Source organism: Streptomyces sp. NPDC024687 (assembly GCF_055559055.1).
Window position 1 is genome coordinate 174,148 of record NZ_JBVHLJ010000013.1, and the last position, 17,929, is coordinate 192,076.

The window sequence follows — 17,929 nt, forward strand, 5'->3', positions numbered from 1 at the left end:
TGCTCTCCTTCTTCCGTCGTCGAGTTCTTGTGTCCTACGGGGAGCGCCGGTTCACACGGCGGTGATGGTCCACGCGTTGTTGGTGCTGGAGTTCGGCGTCCACAGGACCGTGGTGGAGCCGGCTGTGGTGCTGCCGCTGCCGTCAAGAGCGGTGCCGGTGCCCCGGTTGACGATCTGATAGCGGTTGTTGCCGAGGCTGTTGAGCGACCACTGCTGGTTGTTGCCGCCGTTCCACGCCTCCTGGCGGGCGGGGGCGCCGTTGGCGGTGTTGCCCCAGCTGTCGGCGGCCATGCCGTTGGTCCGGTTGATGATGCGGTAGTAGCCGTTGCCGAGGTCGATCAGCTGCCACTGCAGGTTGGTGCTGCCGTCGTAGCTCCACTGCTTGAGGTTGGAGCCGGAGGCGACGTTGCCCCCGCTGTCGAGCACCAGTCCGCTGGTCACGTTGGCGATCCTGACCCAGGTCGTGGAGCCGCCCGGCGCGCCCAGGACGGGGATCTCACCGGAGAAGGTCAGCTTGACCGTGTACGCCAGGGCATTGAACGGCGCGTTGGACGAGGGCATCGTCAGGTGCAAGCCGGACGCGTCCTGGGTCGGTGCGGGCAGGTTGATGTACGTGCCGGCGGTGTTGTCGAGCAGTTGGGCGCCTGTCAGGCTGCTGAGGTTGATCTGGTTGGAGTTCAGCGTCGTGATCGTCATGGTGCCGCCCTGCCAGCCCAGCGCGGTGGCGTAGAGGACCTTGTTGTCCCGGCTGCGGGTGAACCGGATGTCCTGCGGTTTGCCGGCCACCGGTCCGCTGAAGGAGCCTCCGCCCATCTTGGTGGGGCCCTCGCCGTAGCTGGACCAGGAGCGGGTTGAGTAGACCGCCTCTCCGAAGCGGCCGAGCCAGTCGCCCATGGCGAGCAGGATGGACTGCTGCCCGGAGGGGATGGTGCCGTCGGCCATCGGGGCGATGTTCAGCAGCATGCTGCCGCCCTTGCTGACCCGGTCGATCAGCGAGTGCAGCAGTGCCTGCGTCGAGTAGTAGCCGATGCCCACCGTGTAGCACCAGCTGGAGGAGGAGATGCTGTCGTCGGTCAGCCAGTACGGGGTGAGCAGCCCGGCCGGGCCGCCGCGCTCGAAGTCGAAGACCTCACCCTTGTTGTTGAGGCCGTCCTTGTAGGTGGCGACCACGTCCTTGTTCCATGCGACGGCCTGGTTGTAGTAGTGCGCGAGGAACTGGAGCCGGTAGGACTCCTGCACCAGGTGCAGGTTGAAGTCCTGCCAGACCAGGTCCGGTTGGTAGCCGTCGATGACCTCGATCAGCTTGTCGTACCAGAGCTTGTTCTCCGCGGCCGAACCCTGCTGGCCGTAGAGGATGCGCAGGTTCGGGTCGGACTGGGACGGTACGTTGTCGTAGAAGCCGGTGAAGTGGTAGGCGTGGTGCAGGGATGCCATGAACTTCAGGCCCTGCCCGCGGATGGCCTGCGCGTGCAGCCCCACCAGGTCGAGCCTGGGGCCGTGCTGGACCGAGTTCCACGGGTTGGCGTGGCTGTTCCACATGGAGAAGCCGTCGTGGTGCTCGGCGACCGGGCCGGCGAACCGGGCGCCTGCGGCCTTGAACAGCCGGGCCCACGCGTCCGGGTCGAACTTGCCGCCCTGGGAGACCAGTTTGGGGGCGAACTGGACGAAGTTGCCCGCCTTGTCGCGGCCACCGTCGATGAAGTTGTGGTACGGCCACGCCGAGGGGTCGCCGTAGACGGCCTTGTGGTGGTTGTTCTCGGCCGAGCCGCCGATGTACATGTTGCGCGGATACCACTCGTTGCCGAACGCGGGAACGCTGAAGGCGCCCCAGTGGTAGTAGATGCCGAACTTGGCGTCCTGGAACCAGGCCGGGGCCGGAGGGTGCTGGTCCACGGAGGACCAGCTCGCGGTGTAGCTTCCGGGGCCGTCGGTCGCGGCGGCCTCGGGGGCGAACCGCAGCAGGCCGGCGGCCGCCGACGCGCCGGCCACCGCAAGCAGTCGGCGCCGGCTGAGCGGCAGGGAGGAGTCGGACATGTGGGGGCCTCTCAGGGGGAAATGACGGACGTCGTGCCTTCGGTCGCTGATGGTCAGCCGGACGCCTGGATCAGTCGCGCGTCCACTTCTGGTTGCTGCTGCCGTTGCAGGTCCACAGCTGCAGCAGGGTGCCGTTGGCCGTTCCGGCGCCGGTGGCGTCCAGGCACAGACCGGACTGATCGCCGGTGATCGTGCCGTCGGTGTGGAGCGTCCACTTCTGGTTGCCGCCGCCGGTGCAGTCCCAGATGTCCACCTTGGTGCCGGGGCTCGTGCCCTGGCCCGCGGCGTCCAGGCAAGCGCTGCCGTAGACCCGCAGCTCACCCGCGGTGGTGTTCGTCCACTGCTGGTTGCTGCCGCCGTTGCAGTCCCACAGCGCCACCTGGGTGCCGGCCGTGTGCGACTGGTTGGGCACGTCGACGCACCGGCCGGAGCCGACCCCGACGATCGCGCCGGCCGTACCGCCGTCGTTTCCGCCGCTGCCGGGGGTGATGGACAGGTTGTCGAACTGTGCCGTCTCGCCCTGGCTGGTCGCGTAGCCGATCTGTCCGGCGGCCCAGGTGCGGTCGTCCACGGAACCGACCGTGGCACCGTCGATGACGGCGGTGATCGTGGTGCCGGAGAAGGTGAGGGCCACGGTGTGCCACCGGTTGGTACCGAGCGCCGCGGTCGTGCCGCGGGCCAGGGTGGAGACGGTGCCGTTGGTGTTCGAGTTCAGGATCGACCAGGCCCCGGTGTCGCTCACCCGCAGCCGGTAGGCGTTCTGTCCGCCGGTGCGGTCGTAGTCGTGCCCGCCGGCACGGCCGAGCAACTCGGCGTATCCGGGCTGTTCGAGCAGCACGTCGGACGAGACGGTGTAGTTGCCCCAGCTCACGTCACCGAGCAGGGCGTGCGGATCGGTCAGCGCGTCCCAGGTGATCGGTTTCTGCGGGCTCATCTGGCGCACGCACTTCCCACTGCGGCCGCCGCCGCAGCCCACCGCCTCGAAAGCGCCCTGCCAGTCCATGAGGTACTTCGCCTCGGTGCCGGTGGCGTAGCCGTCGAACGAGTCGCTGTACGGCAGCTTCAGCGCGCTCCGGGCGGGACCGGTGGCGGTTCCCTTGCCCTGTCCGGTCGTGGTGGTCAGGGTGTACAGGTGGCCGGGCTGGACGGTCAGGCTGAAACCGCCGCCGGACGGGGTGATGTCCGCGGTGTGCACGAAGTGGTCGGCCGGGTCGGCGGACCTGACGTCGGTGGACCAGACGTGGACGGTTCCGGCGGAGAGCCCCCCGGTGACGTTGAAGTTCAGCGTCTGCGCGCTGCCGGCGTCCATCGTCTCGATGACCGTGGAGTAGTCGGAGTTGTTCGGGGACTTGAGCGAGACGTAGCTTCCGTTGGCGCGGTTGCCGCCGATGTAGCCGCTGGAGGCGTCGAGGTAGCGCCATCCCGGGGCGGTGAACTGGCTGGTGTGCGCCATCACCCAGGTGTTCTTACCGATCGAGTACGAGCCGGACCACGGCTGCGAGGCCAGGGCCATGCCCATGGTGGGGTACGGCAGGTTGGGGGTGAGCGCAGCGACCACCGGCCAGTTGAGGTAGGCGGTCATGCGTCCGTCGATGTATCCGCGGTTGATGCCGCGGGCCATGGCCTGCGCTCCCCCGTTGTAGTCGTCCGAGCCGTTCTCGCTCGCCCACAACGGCTTGCCGGAGGACATGGCGGCCGCCGGCACCGTGCAGGTGGACTGGGAGGACCGGTAGCCGCAGGGATAGTGCGTGCCGATGGCGCTCACCGCGGAGGCGAACGACGGGTTGGAGTTGACGTCGTTCGCCACGGACCAGTCCGAGTCGGCCGCGACGATCTTGACGCTGCCGTAGCCGTTGCTGTTGAGGGCGCTCCGCAGCTGCTGGTACCAGGAGACGTTGTAGCCTCGCTCGTTCCATCCGCCGAGGTAGTCGATGCTCAGCCCGTGCTGCTTGGCGCAGCCCAGCCACGAGACCAGGTAGTTGACCATGTCGGTGGACCAGAAGTTGCCGTTGCCGATCCAGCCCGGGGCGCCCCAGGCGAGCCCGTACAGCTTGATGTTCGGGTTGCGGGCCTTGGCCTGCTCCATCAGCCACCATTCGTAGCCCCGGTCGCAGTTCAGGTCGGAGCGGGTGTGCTGGTGGCTGGGTTCGGCTCCCGAGGTGGAGTTGGTGTCCCCGCCGATCTCGGCCTTGAGCATATGCAGGGAGGCGCCGTAGCCGGGCCGGAAGAGGTAGTCGAGGACCTGGCCGCGCTGGGGCTCGGGATAGTCGATCAGGAGCCTGCTGTTGCCGCCTCCCCCGCTGATCGCGCCGACGCCGTCGAAGGTCCGTCCGCCGGACGCGCCGTTGAGGGTGATGGAGGTGGCGGCCCGGGCCGGGGTGGCGGCTGTGCCCACGACGCCGCCGGCGGCCAGAACGAGGCCCGCGAGTACGGCCGTCGGGACGCGCAGGCGCCGTAACAGCCGTGCGATTGCTGACACGGTGGGTTCCTTTCGCAGGTGGGGGGGGGTGTCCACGGCCGGGGTGTGGTCGGCGGACGGTTCAGCGGACGAGGAAGTCCTGGTTGGTGCCGGGTGCGTTCTTGCACTGCCACTGGTCGAGTTGTTGGCCCGCGCTGCTTCCGGCGCCGTAGACGTCCAGGCACAGACCGCTGTTGCGGTTCTGGAAGGCGTAGGAGCCGTCGGACTGGCGCACCGGCAACCAGAGGCCGTTGGCCGTCGTGGCGGGGGGCTGTTGGACGATGTTCGGGGTGCCCGCCGTCGTGGATCCGCCGGCGACCGCCACGTCCTGGCCGGAGCTCTGGGCGCGCAGTTCGCCGTAGCCGCCCGAGGCCGGTACGAACTGGAACTGCTGGTTGCTCTGCCCGTTGCAGGTCCACTGGTCGATCGCGGCGCCCGCGCTGCTGGAGTTGCCGTACACGTCCAGGCACAGGTTGTCGTTGGCGACGACGAGTTGGTGGTAACCGGTCGGGAAGCCCTCGCCGCCGGAGGTGGCCGGGGTGAGATAGACGGCGAACGCGTCGTGTGCGCCCTGGAACGTCAACGGCACGGTGATCGAGCCGCCCGAGGCGCTCAGGTTCTGGTCGTACACGGTCTGTGGCGCCGCGAGCGGTGCCTGGTCCGGGATGCGGTGCACGGTGACGTGCACGCTGCCGGCGTTCGTCAGCCAGGGCACGGACGACAGCCCGTTGAAGGTCACGGACGCGGTGCCGGAGTTGCCGTTGGCGTCGCCGATGATGGCCACCGCGCGCTTGTTGGTGGGGTCCTCGGAGGCCGAGATCGCGGTCGAGCCGACCTGGCCGGAGGTGTCGACGAGGGTGCCGGTCATGTCGGCGTAGTCGCGGAGCGCCCACCAGTTGCCCGTCGGCTGCCAGGTGCCCCCGCTCTGGATGAGGACTCCCGTCAGGTTGGGGGTGACGCAGCAGACCCAGTTGCCGCGCATCGCGTTGGTGTACCCGGACTGCGCGAACCGCGCCAGGTACCAGGCCGTCACCCCGGCGGTCTGCCGGTCGGCGGGCTGGTACTCGTTCGCGGACAGCGGCAGCGGGCCGATGCCCGCCGTGGCCAGGGCACTGTTGAGGGACTGGGAGACGGTGACCGGGTCGTCGACGTCACCCTCGTCATGGTTGGTGATCATGTCGGGTACCGTTCCGGCCGCCTTCACGTGCGCGAGCCAGGTCCGCCACTCCCCCGGGTTGCTCTGCGGTGTGAAGGCGAGCGACGGCCCGACGATCTGCGCCGAGGGGGCGATGCGCCGGATCTCCCGGTAGGCGGTATCCCACATCTGGAAGTACTGGGCGCTGTTCACCCCCCGGGTCCAGAAGGCGGAGATGTCCGGCTCGTTCCAGATGTCGTAGGCGAACTTCAGCCCCGTGGCCTGCAGTGCTCCCACCGTGGAGTCGATGAAGGCGATCCAGTTGGAGCAGTCGCCGTTGTCGCACGGGTATCTCGTGTTGGACGGCTGCCCGCCGTTGGCGCCGTAGATGTCGCTGACCAGTACCTGGTACTGCGCGTGATACGGCGGCTGGGTGAGCCGTTTCGCCTGCGCGACGATGGAGTCGAGATCGGCCCGAGTGGCCGATCCGTACTGGTAGTTGTCCCGGATCCAGCCGCCGGAGAACCATCCCCCGCCGCGGAACGCGTTGATCCCCAGCGGCTTGATGAACTGGTCGGCCGGCTGGCTGCCGTCCTGCGTGAAGCCGTAGAGGAATCCCTCACCCACGCCGGTCGACGGGCCTCGCGTCGACGCCAGGTTCACGCTCAGCGCCTCGCCGGAGACGGCCCTGCTCTCGGCGGTCGCCGACAGCTGCAGCACGAACGCCAGGACGATGCCGACGGCCAGTACCAGACGCCCGGGTCTCGCTCTCGTCCTCATGCGGTCCTCCTGCGTTCCCGGGGTCAACTCAGTGACCACTGCTGGTTGGATCCGCCGTTGCAGGTCCACAGCTCCACGGCGGTGCCGTTGGCGGTGGCGGCGCCGGTCACGTCCAGACACAGGCCCGACTGGACGCTGGTGACGGTGCCGTTGGCGTTGACGTTCCACTGCTGGTTGGTCTGGCCGTTGCAGGCCCAGGTGATGACCTTGGTGCCGGGGCCGGCGCCCTGGTTGGAGGCGTCCAGGCACAGCTGGCTGCTGCCGGAGTACACGGCGAGCTCGCGGGAGTCGGTCCGGGACCAGGTCTGGTTCGCCGCTCCGGTGCAGTCCCGGATCTGCGTCTGCGTGCCCGGCGTCGTGGACGCGCCCGGCACCTCCAGGCACTTGCCCGCGCCCACCGCGTGCAGCGCGGTCGACTTACCGCCGCCCGCGGTGCCGTAACCGGCCGCGGTGATACTGGCCTGCACGGCGTTCTCGGTGGCGTCGGAAGGGTAGCCCGCCGTCATCGCGCCCTCGAAGAACTCGCCCACGCCGTTGGGGCTGTTGTCGCCCCCGGTGCCGAGCAGGACCGAGCTGTCGACCTTCATCGGGGAGTAACCGTTCGGCAGGGGGCCGGAGAAGGTGGTGGTCAGGCCGCCGCTCGCGCCGTTGCCGTATTTGAGAGTGAAGTTGCTGGTGCCGTTGTTCTTCAGCCACGCGCTGACGAACGGGTAGTGCACACCGGGGTTGTTCGGGTCCTTGTTGGAGCCGGTGTTGGTGTGGAACATGCCGTTCTCCAGGTCGGCCTCGACCCACGGGCCGCTGCCGGTGCAGCCGCCGAACCAGCAGGCAGTGCCCCAGTAGATGGCGTTCATGGTGGCGTTGCCGGTGTCGGTGTGGGAGTTCTCACCGCTGCCGTAGTCGAAGCAGCACCACTGGCTCGTGTAGTTCGACGAGGTCACCATGTAGATGCCTTCGGGCTGGGCTCCGGTGGGCACTCCCTTCGCGTGGTCGAGCCGGTAGCCGACACCGGGGGTGACCTTGACGCCGAAGACCTGGTGGCCGGCCGCGGTCACCGGCAGGGCCATGGCGTCCGCGCCGACGTCGGACCCGTTCGGCCCCGGCCCCTTCCAGTAACCGCCCCAGGAGATCGGCATGTCGTTGTGCTGGGCGGTCTGGTCGTAGATCTTCGTGATCGTGCACGACGTACCCGAGCAGAACGACACCTGGGACGCGCCGTCCGCGTACCCGCCCGCACCGAGCAGCCCGATGTCGCGGTAGCTGTGATCGGAGGCCCGCTGAATCTGGTAAAGCGGCCCGTTGTACGACGCGAAGAGCGCCCTGGTCGTGGAGTGCGCCGTCACGCACGGCGTACCGCCCGCGGCGTACAGGTCGCACGGGAGCGACACGTCCGCCGCGCGGTGGACCGCCGGATGTACGACGGATGATGCATCGGCCCTTGTGGATGTGGCGAACGCCGGTGCGCCGAAAGCGATCAGGACCATCGCCAGGGCGGACAGGAGCACTGCTTTCCCTCGCCTGCGTCGGCGATCATCGGCTGGTTCGAGCATGGAGACCTCCTCCGGGGTTCGAATGCGGAGTCATCCCAACGTCCACCGCTGGCTGCCGGCGCCGTCGCAGGTCTGCAGTTCGGTGAGGGTGCCGTCGGCGGTGGCCCCTCCGGCGACGCCCAGGCACAGGCCCGACTGGACGCCGGTGTTGGACGCGGAGTGCGTCCATGTCTGGTTGGCGCTGCCGTTGCAGCTCCAGATCTCCACCTGGGTGCCTACGGTCGTGGTCGAGTTGGGTACGTCCAGGCACGTGCCCGCACCCACCGCGCGCACCGCCCCGGTCACGCCGCCGCTGGTGCCGCCCGCGACCCGGTACATCACCGTGCCGTGCACCGGCACCGAGGCGCTGATCGTGCCCGAGGTGGTCGAGATGGTCGCTGTCGAGTCCGTCTCGTTGAACAGCGCCACCGACACGTCCCCGTTGGCCAAACGCTTGGCCAGCACGTCCCAGCCTTCCGAGGAGGAGACCATGGTGCCCTGCTTGCCGAGGGGGACCCGGTCGACCGCGATCACCCGGGAGTTGGTCAGCGCGGAGAGGGTCTGCGCACTGGCCGAGGGGATGTTGGTGCCCGCGATCAGCGGCGCGGCCATCGCCGCCCACAGGCTGAACTCGCTGCGGCTCTCGGTGGCCGCCATCGAGCCGTTGCCGACCTCCAGCATGTCCGGGTCGTTCCAGTGGCCGGGGCCCGCGTAGGAGGCAAGTCCCACGTTGCTGTGGAAAATCGACAGCATGCCGGCGAAGTCGGCGCTGATGTCCCCGGTGGTGCGCCAGCTGTTGCCCACGCCCGCGCCTCAGGTCCACCCGTTGTCCTGGCCCCAGTTGCACAGGCTGTACAGGCTCGGCCGGCCGGTGGCCGCCAAGGCGTCCCGCATCGCGGTGTACCGGCTCTGCGCGGACACCCCGTTGTTGTCGCAGTTGTCGTACGTCGGGTAGTCCCCGGCGCAGGTGGTGGTTCCCGCGTCCTCGTAGATCCCCAGCTTCAGCCCCAGCGAGTGCACGTAGTCGGCGGTGCCCTTGATGCCGTCGGGGAACTTGGCGGGGTCCGGCACCAGGCGGCCGCCGGAATCGCGGCTGTGGGTCATCCAGCAGTCGCCGATGGTGACGTAGGAGTAGCCCGCCGCCTGCATGCCGTTGGTGTGCATCGCCTGCGCGGTGGACTGGATCAGCGACTCGGAGACATTGCAGCCGTACGCGTTCCAGTCGTTGAAGCCCATCTGCGGGGTCAGTGCCAGCCCGTTGCCCAGCGCGACGGCGGGCTGCGGCGGACCGAGGGAGACGAGGGGTACGCCCACGCAGAACAGCGCGACGGAGAAGGCGAACGCCAACATCCTGCGCCGGTCGCGGGAACGGTGGCAAGAGGTGTCCGACCCCTCTGGTAATCATGTGCATGTCATCCACTCCTGGGCCGGGTTGCGGCGGAACACACCGTGGGGCAGAAGGACTCAGCGGTATCCGGCCGCGATGACGTTGGCCTGGACCGCGTTGTCGGTCGCGTCGGAGGGATAGCCGGCGACGATGGCGCCCTCGTAGAAGGTGCCGGCGCTCAGGTTGGCACCGCCACCGGGCTTGCAGCAGTCACCGCCGCTGCCCAGAACGATGGCGCCCTGCTTCTTCATCGGGCTGTATCCGCCGGGCAGCGCGCCGTCCCACAGAGTCGTCAGGCTGCCGGACTGCGCATTGCCGCCCTTGAGGGCGAACCTCGACGTCCCGTTGTTCTTCAGCATCGCGGTGACGAACTTGACGGGGAAGGCCCGCTGACCGGTGTTCCAGGACTGGCTGCCCCCGGAGTACAGGCCCCATTCGAGATCGGCCTGGACCCAGGGGCCGCTTCCCGAGCAACCGCCGAACCAGCACTCGGTGCCGAAGTTGATCGCGTCCATCGCCCCGGCCGCGTCGGCCTTCCGCGTCGTCTCGCTGTTGCCGTAGTCGAAGCAGCAGCCGCTGTTGACGTGGGTGCCGCTGGTCACCATGTACGCCCCTTCGGGCGCGCTGCCGGTCGGAACACCCGTCAGATGGCCGTCCCGCCAGTAGCTGTTGCCCGGATTGATGTACAGCGAGTACGCCTTGGCGCCCCCGGCGGTCAGCGACTCGGAGGTCGCCTTGGCGGGACTGCTCTGACTCGATCCCGGAACCTGGGCCGATCCCTGGTACCACAGGTCGTTGCCGCGCCCGGACTGGTCGTAGACGACCGTGATGACACAGGAGGTGCCCCCGCAGAACGAGTCCTGCGCCGCCGCGTCGGCGAAGCCTCCGGCCGCCCGTACGCCGATGTTCCTGGTCGCGTTGTCCGAGGCGCGCCTGACCTGGTACAGGCTGCCGCCGTACGACCCGTACAGCGCCCGCACGGTGCTGTGCGCGGCCACGCACGGCGTACCGCCCGCGGAGTAGATGTCGCACGGGCCGGACCCGCCGGGCGCGGGCGGAGGTGTCGACGTGGTCCACTTCTGGTTGCTCTGGCCGTTGCAGGTCCACAGGATGACCGCGGTGCCGTTGGCCGTGCCCGCCCCGCTGACGTCCAGGCACAGGCCGGACTGGACACCGGTGACGGACCCGTCGGCGTTCTGCCGCCACGCCTGGTTCGGCTGCCCGTTGCACGACCAGATGATCACCGGGGTTCCCGGCGCGGTCCGGTTGTCGTAGGCGTCCACGCATCGGGTGCCGCCCATGGTCCTCAGCTCGCCCGCCGAGGTGAACTCGAACGCCTGGTTCTGCTGGTTGTCGCAGTCCTGGATGTCCAGCGCGGTTCCCGGCGTGTCGACGTTGCCCTTGACGTCCAGACACCGCCCCGACGCCGAGCTCACCAAGGGCGTCGGCGTCGCTGCCGGGGCGGGTGCGGGTGCGGACCAGGTCTGCGAAGTCGCCGACATCATGGCCAGCAGCGCCATCACGCCTGTGGCGGCGAACGCCGGTAAGTGTCGTCTGCGAGCCGTAGGACTCCGACGGGAAAGGGGTGAAGGCCGCATTCTGTTCCTCGGAAAATGTGGGGGAAGGTGACAGAGGGTGCTGTGCCTGGTCGAACGGGATGCGCGTGGATCGTCGCCGCCACCGGCATGGCCGCGGGATCCGGACGCCTCATGGCGGCGTGGGCGCTCAAGAGCACTCACAGGAACCACTCAGACATCCCATGTCCTAGTGATTCCACAGGTCCGTCACCGAGTCAATACGCTCGGGACTCCCAATCGAACTCTGATCCATCCCATGTATTGCACCTGGTCAGAACGTTCTGAGGGCATGCCGGAGCCCGCGTCCGGCGAGGGCCGCCGTGCCGGACGCGGGTGTACGTTCCGATCACCCCGAAGCGATCCGGGGGGCGGGAGCGCGCGCTGCGCGCCGGGTCACTTCACCTGAAGCTCCAGTGCTGGTTGGCGCCGCCGTTGGAGTCCCAGATCTGGACCGGGGCCCCGTTGCCGGTCTGTCCGCTGGGGATCTCCAGCGCCCGGCCGGAGGCGACGTTGACCAGGGTGTACGAACCGTCGCTGTTACCGCTCGCCCGCCAGTGCTGGTTCGCACCGCCGTTGGCGTCCCAGATCTCCATCCGGGTGCCGTTGCCCATCTGGCCGCCCGGCTCGTCCAGCACCCGCCCGCTGGCGACGTTCGTCAACGTGTAGGAGCCGTCGCTGTTCTGACTCGCCCGCCACTGCTGGTTCGCACCGCCGTTGGCGTCCCACACCTGCAGGAGCGTGCCGTTCGCCGTCTGGCCGCCCGGCACGTCCAGCACCCGGCCCGCGGCGACGTCGGTCAGCGAGTACACCTGTCCCGAGACGATGCCTCCGCCCGGATTCCCCGTACCTCCGCCGAGCGCCGAGAGCGAGGCGTCGTAGGCCGGCTTCTTGTTGCCGTTGTTGTCGAACAGCAGCGGGTTCTCCCCCGTCCGCCACGAGTCGCTGTCCCTGATCCCCCACACCGTGATGCCGGTGCAGCGGGCGACGTTCATGCACGCCCGGACCGTGTTCCCGTACGCGGTCGCCGAGGCCTGGGCGATGTCGAGTTCGGTGATCTGGACGTCGACGCCGAGAGCGGCGAAGCTCGACAGGGTGGTCTGGAAGCTCGACGGCGGGCCGCCGGAGCCGAAGTGGCTCTGGAGGCCGACACAGTCGATGGGCACACCGCGCGCCTTGAAGTCCCTGACCATGTTGTAGACGCCCTGCGTCTTGGCGTCGGTCCAGTTCTCGATGTTGTAGTCGTTGTAGCAGAGCTTCGCCGAGGGATCGGCGGCCCGGGCGGTGCGGAACGCCTCCTCGATGAAGCCGTTGCCGAGCACGTTCTGGAAGACCGAGCTGCGGTGCTGACCGCTGCCGCCGTCGGCGAACGCCTCGTTGACCACGTCCCAGGCGTAGATCTTGCCCTTGAAGTGGTTCATCTCGGTGGTGATGTGGTTGTTCATGACGCTGCGCAGGGTGCCTGCGTCACCGATGGAGCCGACCCAGCCGGGCAGTTGCCCGTGCCACACCAGGGTGTGGCCGCGCATCCGCTGCCCGTGTGCCGTGGCGTGGCTGACGATCTGGTCGGCCGGGCCGAAGTTGAAGTTGCCGCGGGACGGTTCGGTGGTGTCCCACTTCATCTCGTTCTCCGGGGTGATCATGTTGAATTCCCGGTCGAGGATCGTGGCATACGTCGAGTCGCCGAGCCTTCCGGCGGCCACGGCCGTACCGAAATAGCGGCCGCTGTCGGAAGCCGCCGCGCCCAGCGTGCCGGACGCCGCGTGCGCGGTGAGGCTCGCCGCCGGTCCGGTCAGGGCCAGTGCCGTGCCGGCCAACAGGCCGGTGGCCGAGGCCAGCGCCCTGCGGAGCAGGGGGTCCTTGTTGAACCAGGACATCAAGGATCAACCTCCTTGTGCAGTAAGAGGAGTGGGCACCGGCCACAGGACGGGGCCTCGGTGGAGCGGGTCACGCGCTCAGGAGACCGGCAGAGCGGTCCACTGCTGGTTCGTTCCGCCGTTGCAGTCCCACAGGACCAGCTGCGTACCGTCGGCGGTGGACGCGTTGGGGTCGTCGAGGCAGCGGCCGGAGACGGGGTTGCGGTAGCCGCCGTTGTACGTCTGCCATTGCTGGTTGGTTCCGCCGTTGCAGTCCCAGATCGCGACCTTGGTGCCGTTGGCGGTGCCGCGGCCGGCGGCGTCGAGGCACTTCCCGAGCGCCCGCAGGGTGCCGTCGGAGCGCGCGGACCACGTCTGCGCGGCGGAGCCGTCGCAGGACCGGATCTCGGCGGCGGTCCCGTTGGCGCTGTTGCCGCCGCTCACCCCCAGGCACTTCCCCGCGATCCCGGAACGCACCTGCCCGCTCGCGGAGTCCGGCGGCTTGATCCAGCCCGCCGCGTCCGCCGCCTGGATCCCCGCGTTGAACGCGTCCGCCATCTTGCCGAAGCCGCTGTCGTTGGGGTGCAGGGAGTCGGACAGGTCCGCGGCGGTCAGGGCGCTCATGTCCACCAGACGTACGTGCTTGCCGGCGGCCTGCTCGGCCTGGACGATCCCGGGCAACTTGGCGTTGAACGCGGGCCGGTTGGCCTCCTCGGTGCCGCTGGTGGAGATGATCACGGTGCCGACGAGCACGGTCGCGTCGGGTACGGCCCTGGTGATCTGGTCGATGAGCGCGCGGAGCCGGTCGGCCGCGGTCGGGATCTGGTAGTTGCCGTTCAGGTCGTTGGTGCCGATCTCCAGGGTGACCACGTTCGGCCGGTAGCGTGCCAGCACGGAGTCCGCGATGCCGGCGATCTGGTCGATCCGCCAGCCGGAGTGGCCTTCGTTGTCCGGGTCGGACATGGTGCCGTTGCGCCCCGAGCCGACGAAGTCCAGGGTGTGCCCCTCGGCCGTCAGCTTGTTCCCCAGAAAGCTCCGGTAGCTGTTCCCGGAGGGGCTGCCGACTCCCCAGGTGATCGAGTCGCCCAACGGCATCAGCCGCAGGGGCGTGGCCGCGGCGGCGGTCCGCGTGGCGGAGGACGGCGCCTCGGCGGCGGTGGCCGCGGCGGGCCAGGCGGCGCCCATGCCGAGGGTGGCCGCCAGCGCCGCGGCCAAGGGTGCCCAGTACTTCTTCATCGGATCTGTCCTTCGTGGAAACCCCGGCCTTTGGGCCGGGGAGGAAACGAAGCTCCTGCGGAGCAGGGCAGGGGAAGCCGGTTCGCCGCCGGGGCGAACCGGCGTGCGCCGTGCACCGGCCGACACCGGCCGCTCACACAGAGGTTGATACGGTGTGAGGCGTGGCGGAGAAGGTCAAGCGGGCGTTCAGGTACCGCTTTTACCCCACCAGCGAGCAGGCGTCTGAGTTGTCGCGCACGTTCGGCTGTGTCCGCCTCGTCTACAACAAGGCACTGGAGGAGCGCACACGGGCCTGGTACGGCGAGCAGCGCCGCATCACCTACGTGCAGTCCTCGGCCGCGCTCACGCAGTGGAAGAAGACCGAGGAACTGGTCTTCCTGACGGAGGTGTCCTCGGTCCCGCTCCAGCAGGCGCTGCGCCATCTTCAGACGGCGTTCGGGAACTTCTTCGCCAAGCGCGCACAGTACCCGCGCTACAAGAGCCGCAAGAAGTCCCGCGCGTCGGCCGAGTACACCCGCAGCGCCTTCACCTGGCGCGACGGACAGTTGACTTTGGCGAAGATGACGCAGCCCCTGGGCATCCGCTGGTCGCGTCCCCTGCCGGAAGGTGCCGAGCCCACGACGGTGACCGTCTCCCGGGACGCGGCGGGACGCTGGTTCGTGTCCCTGCTGTGCCAGGACGCCATCGCCCCGGCCCCCGCCACGGCCGGCGCCGTTGGTATCGACGCGGGCGTGACGTCCCTGGTGACGCTGTCCACCGGCGAGAAGGTCGCCAACCCCAAGCACGAGCGGCGGGATCGCGCCCGGCTGACCCGGGCGCAGCGGGAGCTGTCGCGCAAGGCGAAGGGCTCGGCCAACCGCGAGAAAGCCCGTCGTCGCGTCGCCAAGGTCCACGCACGGATCACCGACCGGCGCCGTGACTTCTTGCACAAGCTGTCGACTCGACTCGTCCGTGAGAACCAAACGGTCGTGATCGAGGACCTCACCGTCCGCAACCTGCTGAAGAATGGCAGGCTCGCACGCGCCATCAGTGACGCGGCCTGGACGGAACTGCGCTCCATGCTGGAGTACAAGTGCGCCTGGTACGGGCGCGAACTCGTCGTGATCGACCGATGGTTCCCCAGCAGCAAACTGTGCGGAACCTGCGGCACGGTCGCGGCGAAGCTGCCGCTGAACGTCCGCTCGTGGACGTGCGCCTGCGGCGCGGTGCATGACCGCGACGTGAACGCGGCACGCAACATTTTGGCCGCCGGGCTGGCGGCGTCTGCCTGTGGAGACGGTGTAAGACCTCAACGGGAGTCCTCCCGGACGGGGCGGTCGTCGGTGAAGCAGGAACCCCAGCGGGCGACCGCTGGAATCCCCCGCCTTTAGGCGGGAGAGGAAGCCAACAGCGTTCCTCACTGGGTGCGGATCAGTGGGTGGGGGTGAGCGAACCGCCGGTCCGTGCAGGCGCCTGCACGGCGCGAGCAGGTCAGCGGGGAGTGAAGTCCTGGTTGGTGCCGGGTGCGTTCTTGCAGGGCCACTGGTCCAGTTGCTGGCCCAGGTTGCTGCTGCCGCCGTAGACGTCCAGGCACAGTTGGCTGTTCTGGTTCTTGAAGGAATACGAGCCGTCGGACTGCTGTACCGGCAGCCACAGTGCGCTGGACGCTCCACTCGCGGCCTGCTGCACGATGTTCGGTGTACCGGCGGTCGTGGAGCCGCCCGACACCGCCACGACCTGTCCGGAGTTCTGCGCGCGCAGTTGCCCGTAGCCGCCCGAGACCGGCACGAACTCGAACTGCTGGTTGTTCTGCCCGTTGCAGGTCCACTGGCCGATCGCGGCGCCCGCGCTGGTGGAGTTGCCGTACACGTCCAGGCACAGGCTGTTGGTGCCGATCACCAACTGGTGGTAGCCGGTGGGGAAGCCGCCGCCGCCCGACGGCTGGACGCCCGCCTGCTGGATGACTCCTCTGGCGCCCTGGGGCCAGTTGGTGCCGCTGACCAGGACGTTGCCGGTGAGGACGTTGTTGTGCGGAGGGCCGGTGGCCACGTACGTGTTGCCGCCGTTGTACCAGTTGCCGGAGAACGTGCTGTCGTCGGTGTGGTTGTTCGCGTTGGCGTTGGTGAGCGCCCAGTTGCCCGCGTCCTGCACCACGTTGCCGGACACCTTCAGGTACCGGGAGCCCTCGTCGAGGTAGAGGGCGGTGGTGCGGTTGTTGTCGTACATGTAGTTGTCGGAGATCACCGAGCCGGGGGCCGCGGACAGGCTGTAGATGCTGCCGCCGTCGAACATCGCGTTCTTGGTGTCGAAGACCAGGTTGTGGGAGACGGTGTTGTTCTTCAGCGTCGTGGGCGTGCTGTAGATCGGCTGGTAGGTGTACGTGCCCCGGTTGGCGTAGTCCTGGCTGCCGCCGGGGTCGTTCATCCCCCAGCCCCAGCCGATGTCGATCCCGTCGTAGGGAAGGTGGTCGCACTGGTTGTGGGTGATCGTCGCGTTCGTGACGTAGGTGGACAGGATTCCCGCCGTCTCCTTGTAGTCGGTGCCCACCCCGCTGACCTTGTTGTTGCTGAGGGTGATGTTCTGGTTGGTCATCTGCGGGTTGGCGGGGTGGTGCGCGTCCGGCTGGATCCCGCCGACCTGGATTCCGCTGCCGGCGATGTCGGTGAACGTGTTGCCGGTGACGGTGACGCCGTTCGCACCCAGTCCGGTGCCGGAGGCGGTGGCGACGCTGTCGTTGCCCACGCCCAGCCCGGCCTGCCCGAGTTCGGAGAACGTGTCACCCGAGAACGTGATGCCGGTGGCGGCGGAGACCTGAACGGCCGCGGGCATCTGCACCCAGTGGTTTCGGGTGGCCTCGAACTGCGTGCACCCCGACTTGCAGGTGCTCAGCCAGTTGGCGGGCATCGCGTAGGCACCGGTGATGTGCGCGCCGCTCTGCTGGTCCGCGTAGCCGTCGGGTCCGCTCGGGCCCAGCCAGGAGGTCCCGGTGAACCGGATGCCGGAGAATCCGAGACCGGTCGCTGGTGAGCCGTAGCTGCCGCTGATGCCCAACAGGCTCTGCAGCCGGGGCAGTTCGACGTCGAGGTTGTTCGGGTTCTGCCCCGTCTGGGCCCGGTAGTACAGGTCACCGGTGGACGAGTCGAGGTACCACTGGCCGGCCTGCTTGAGGAACGCGTAGTTGTTCTCCAGGTACATGGTCCCGCCGGCGAACGGCGCGTTGATGGTGTCGTAGCCCCAGGAGTTGTTGTTCCAGGCGGGCTGCTGCATGGTGATGGTCCTGCCGCTGATCGACTGGACCGGCGCGTAGCGGTCGGTGAAGGAGTTGATGCTCTCGACTTCCATGTGGTTCTGGTCCGAGAGACCGGCCAGGTAGTCGAGGGAGGAGTCGGTGACGGTCAGGCCGGTCTGGGTGAAGGTAAAGCTGGAGCGGGGTACCTGGATCGCCGCGCGCGGTGCCTGCTTGCCGTTCACGTACAACTGACGCGTGTTCACGCCGCTGCCGACGTGGACCGACCAGATGTTGCTCTTCTGATCATGCACCTGCCAACCAGATATCTGCTGGGCGCCGCTCACTACCGGCTGCTGCCCGGACATGGCCTGGTAGGTGATCGTGTGGCCGTTCTGGCCGCCGTCGCCGGAGCCGAAGGCCAGTGGCTTGGACTGCCGGTAGAGGCCACCGGCCAGGTGGACCACGACGTCCGAGTCGGCCGAGAGCCGGTGCGCGGGCTGCCGCGCCTGGTCGATCGTCGCGAACGGCTGCTCGGCGGTGCCGTTCCCGCCCGCGGGCGCACCCGGCGCCACGTACAGCTCGGCGGCCGATGCCTGGCGCTCGGACGGTACGGCGAACGCGGCACCGGCCGTGGGCAGACTCCCGGCCAGTAGGGCGAGCAGAGCCAGGGGGGCGGCCCGGAGGCCGCGGAGCGCTCCGGCTCGGGACATCGTCATCCTCCAGTGGTGGCGG

10 protein-coding genes and 1 pseudogene are annotated in these 17,929 nt (G+C 68.7%); 1 reads left to right on the forward strand and 10 read right to left on the reverse strand.

Translation table 11 applies throughout. The annotated features are described in order from the left end of the window. Positions 1-51 precede the first annotated feature (51 nt). From ACZ39I_RS37365 to ACZ39I_RS37405, 9 genes and pseudogenes are all read right to left on the reverse strand, one after another. Positions 52-2,034 carry an alpha-L-fucosidase gene (locus tag ACZ39I_RS37365; protein WP_467249556.1) on the reverse strand — a complete coding sequence of 661 codons (1,983 nt, stop codon included), beginning with the start codon at positions 2,032-2,034 and terminating at the stop codon, positions 52-54. A 70-nt stretch (positions 2,035-2,104) separates the two neighbouring features. Beyond that, positions 2,105-4,513, reverse strand: a complete 2,409-nt coding sequence (locus ACZ39I_RS37370; RefSeq protein WP_467249558.1) for a ricin-type beta-trefoil lectin domain protein — start codon at positions 4,511-4,513, stop codon at positions 2,105-2,107. Between the two features lie 61 nt (positions 4,514-4,574). Further along, on the reverse strand, positions 4,575-6,407 hold the full coding sequence (locus ACZ39I_RS37375) for an RICIN domain-containing protein (protein WP_467249560.1): 1,833 nt from the start codon (positions 6,405-6,407) through the stop codon (positions 4,575-4,577). Between the two features lie 23 nt (positions 6,408-6,430). Then, entirely contained in the window at positions 6,431-7,957 is a 1,527-nt protein-coding gene (locus ACZ39I_RS37380; protein ID WP_467249562.1) for an arabinofuranosidase catalytic domain-containing protein, read from the reverse strand. Positions 7,958-7,987: 30 nt separating this feature from the next. Next, entirely contained in the window at positions 7,988-8,740 is a 753-nt protein-coding gene (locus tag ACZ39I_RS37385; protein ID WP_467249564.1) for a ricin-type beta-trefoil lectin domain protein, read from the reverse strand. Between the two features lie 9 nt (positions 8,741-8,749). Continuing rightward, a complete protein-coding gene (locus ACZ39I_RS37390; RefSeq protein WP_467249566.1) occupies positions 8,750-9,286 on the reverse strand; it encodes a glycoside hydrolase family 27 protein in 537 nt (178 codons plus the stop codon). Between the two features lie 114 nt (positions 9,287-9,400). Further along, the gene (locus ACZ39I_RS37395) at positions 9,401-10,843 is read right to left on the reverse strand and encodes an arabinofuranosidase catalytic domain-containing protein (protein ID WP_467249568.1); all 1,443 of its coding nucleotides are present in this window, start codon (positions 10,841-10,843) and stop codon (positions 9,401-9,403) included. Positions 10,844-11,301: 458 nt separating this feature from the next. Then, positions 11,302-12,774, reverse strand: a pseudogene (locus tag ACZ39I_RS37400) (glycoside hydrolase family 10 protein); the annotation flags it as partial. Positions 12,775-12,852: 78 nt separating this feature from the next. Beyond that, positions 12,853-13,989 (reverse strand): ricin-type beta-trefoil lectin domain protein, encoded by a 1,137-nt coding sequence (locus tag ACZ39I_RS37405; protein WP_467249570.1) that lies wholly within the window; start codon positions 13,987-13,989, stop codon positions 12,853-12,855. A gap of 161 nt (positions 13,990-14,150) precedes the next feature. Between ACZ39I_RS37405 and ACZ39I_RS37410 the strand changes: the two genes are divergently transcribed. After that, positions 14,151-15,359 (forward strand): RNA-guided endonuclease InsQ/TnpB family protein, encoded by a 1,209-nt coding sequence (locus ACZ39I_RS37410; protein ID WP_467249572.1) that lies wholly within the window; start codon positions 14,151-14,153, stop codon positions 15,357-15,359. A gap of 100 nt (positions 15,360-15,459) precedes the next feature. On the opposite strand, the gene ACZ39I_RS37415 is transcribed toward ACZ39I_RS37410, so the two are convergent. Beyond that, positions 15,460-17,913, reverse strand: a complete 2,454-nt coding sequence (locus tag ACZ39I_RS37415; protein WP_467249574.1) for an RICIN domain-containing protein — start codon at positions 17,911-17,913, stop codon at positions 15,460-15,462. Positions 17,914-17,929 lie beyond the last annotated feature (16 nt).

Excerpts from the sequence above, each read along its gene's own strand:
- ACZ39I_RS37365 (WP_467249556.1), bottom strand. The coding sequence starts at position 2,034 with ATGTCCGACTCCTCCCTGCCGCTCAGCCGGCGCCGACTGCTTGCGGTG.
- ACZ39I_RS37375 (WP_467249560.1), bottom strand. The coding sequence starts at position 6,407 with ATGAGGACGAGAGCGAGACCCGGGCGTCTGGTACTGGCCGTCGGCATC.
- ACZ39I_RS37380 (WP_467249562.1), bottom strand. The coding sequence starts at position 7,957 with ATGCTCGAACCAGCCGATGATCGCCGACGCAGGCGAGGGAAAGCAGTG.
- ACZ39I_RS37390 (WP_467249566.1), bottom strand. The coding sequence starts at position 9,286 with ATGTTGGCGTTCGCCTTCTCCGTCGCGCTGTTCTGCGTGGGCGTACCC.
- ACZ39I_RS37395 (WP_467249568.1), bottom strand. The coding sequence starts at position 10,843 with ATGGCGCTGCTGGCCATGATGTCGGCGACTTCGCAGACCTGGTCCGCA.
- ACZ39I_RS37405 (WP_467249570.1), bottom strand. The coding sequence starts at position 13,989 with ATGAAGAAGTACTGGGCACCCTTGGCCGCGGCGCTGGCGGCCACCCTC.
- ACZ39I_RS37415 (WP_467249574.1), bottom strand. The coding sequence starts at position 17,913 with ATGACGATGTCCCGAGCCGGAGCGCTCCGCGGCCTCCGGGCCGCCCCC.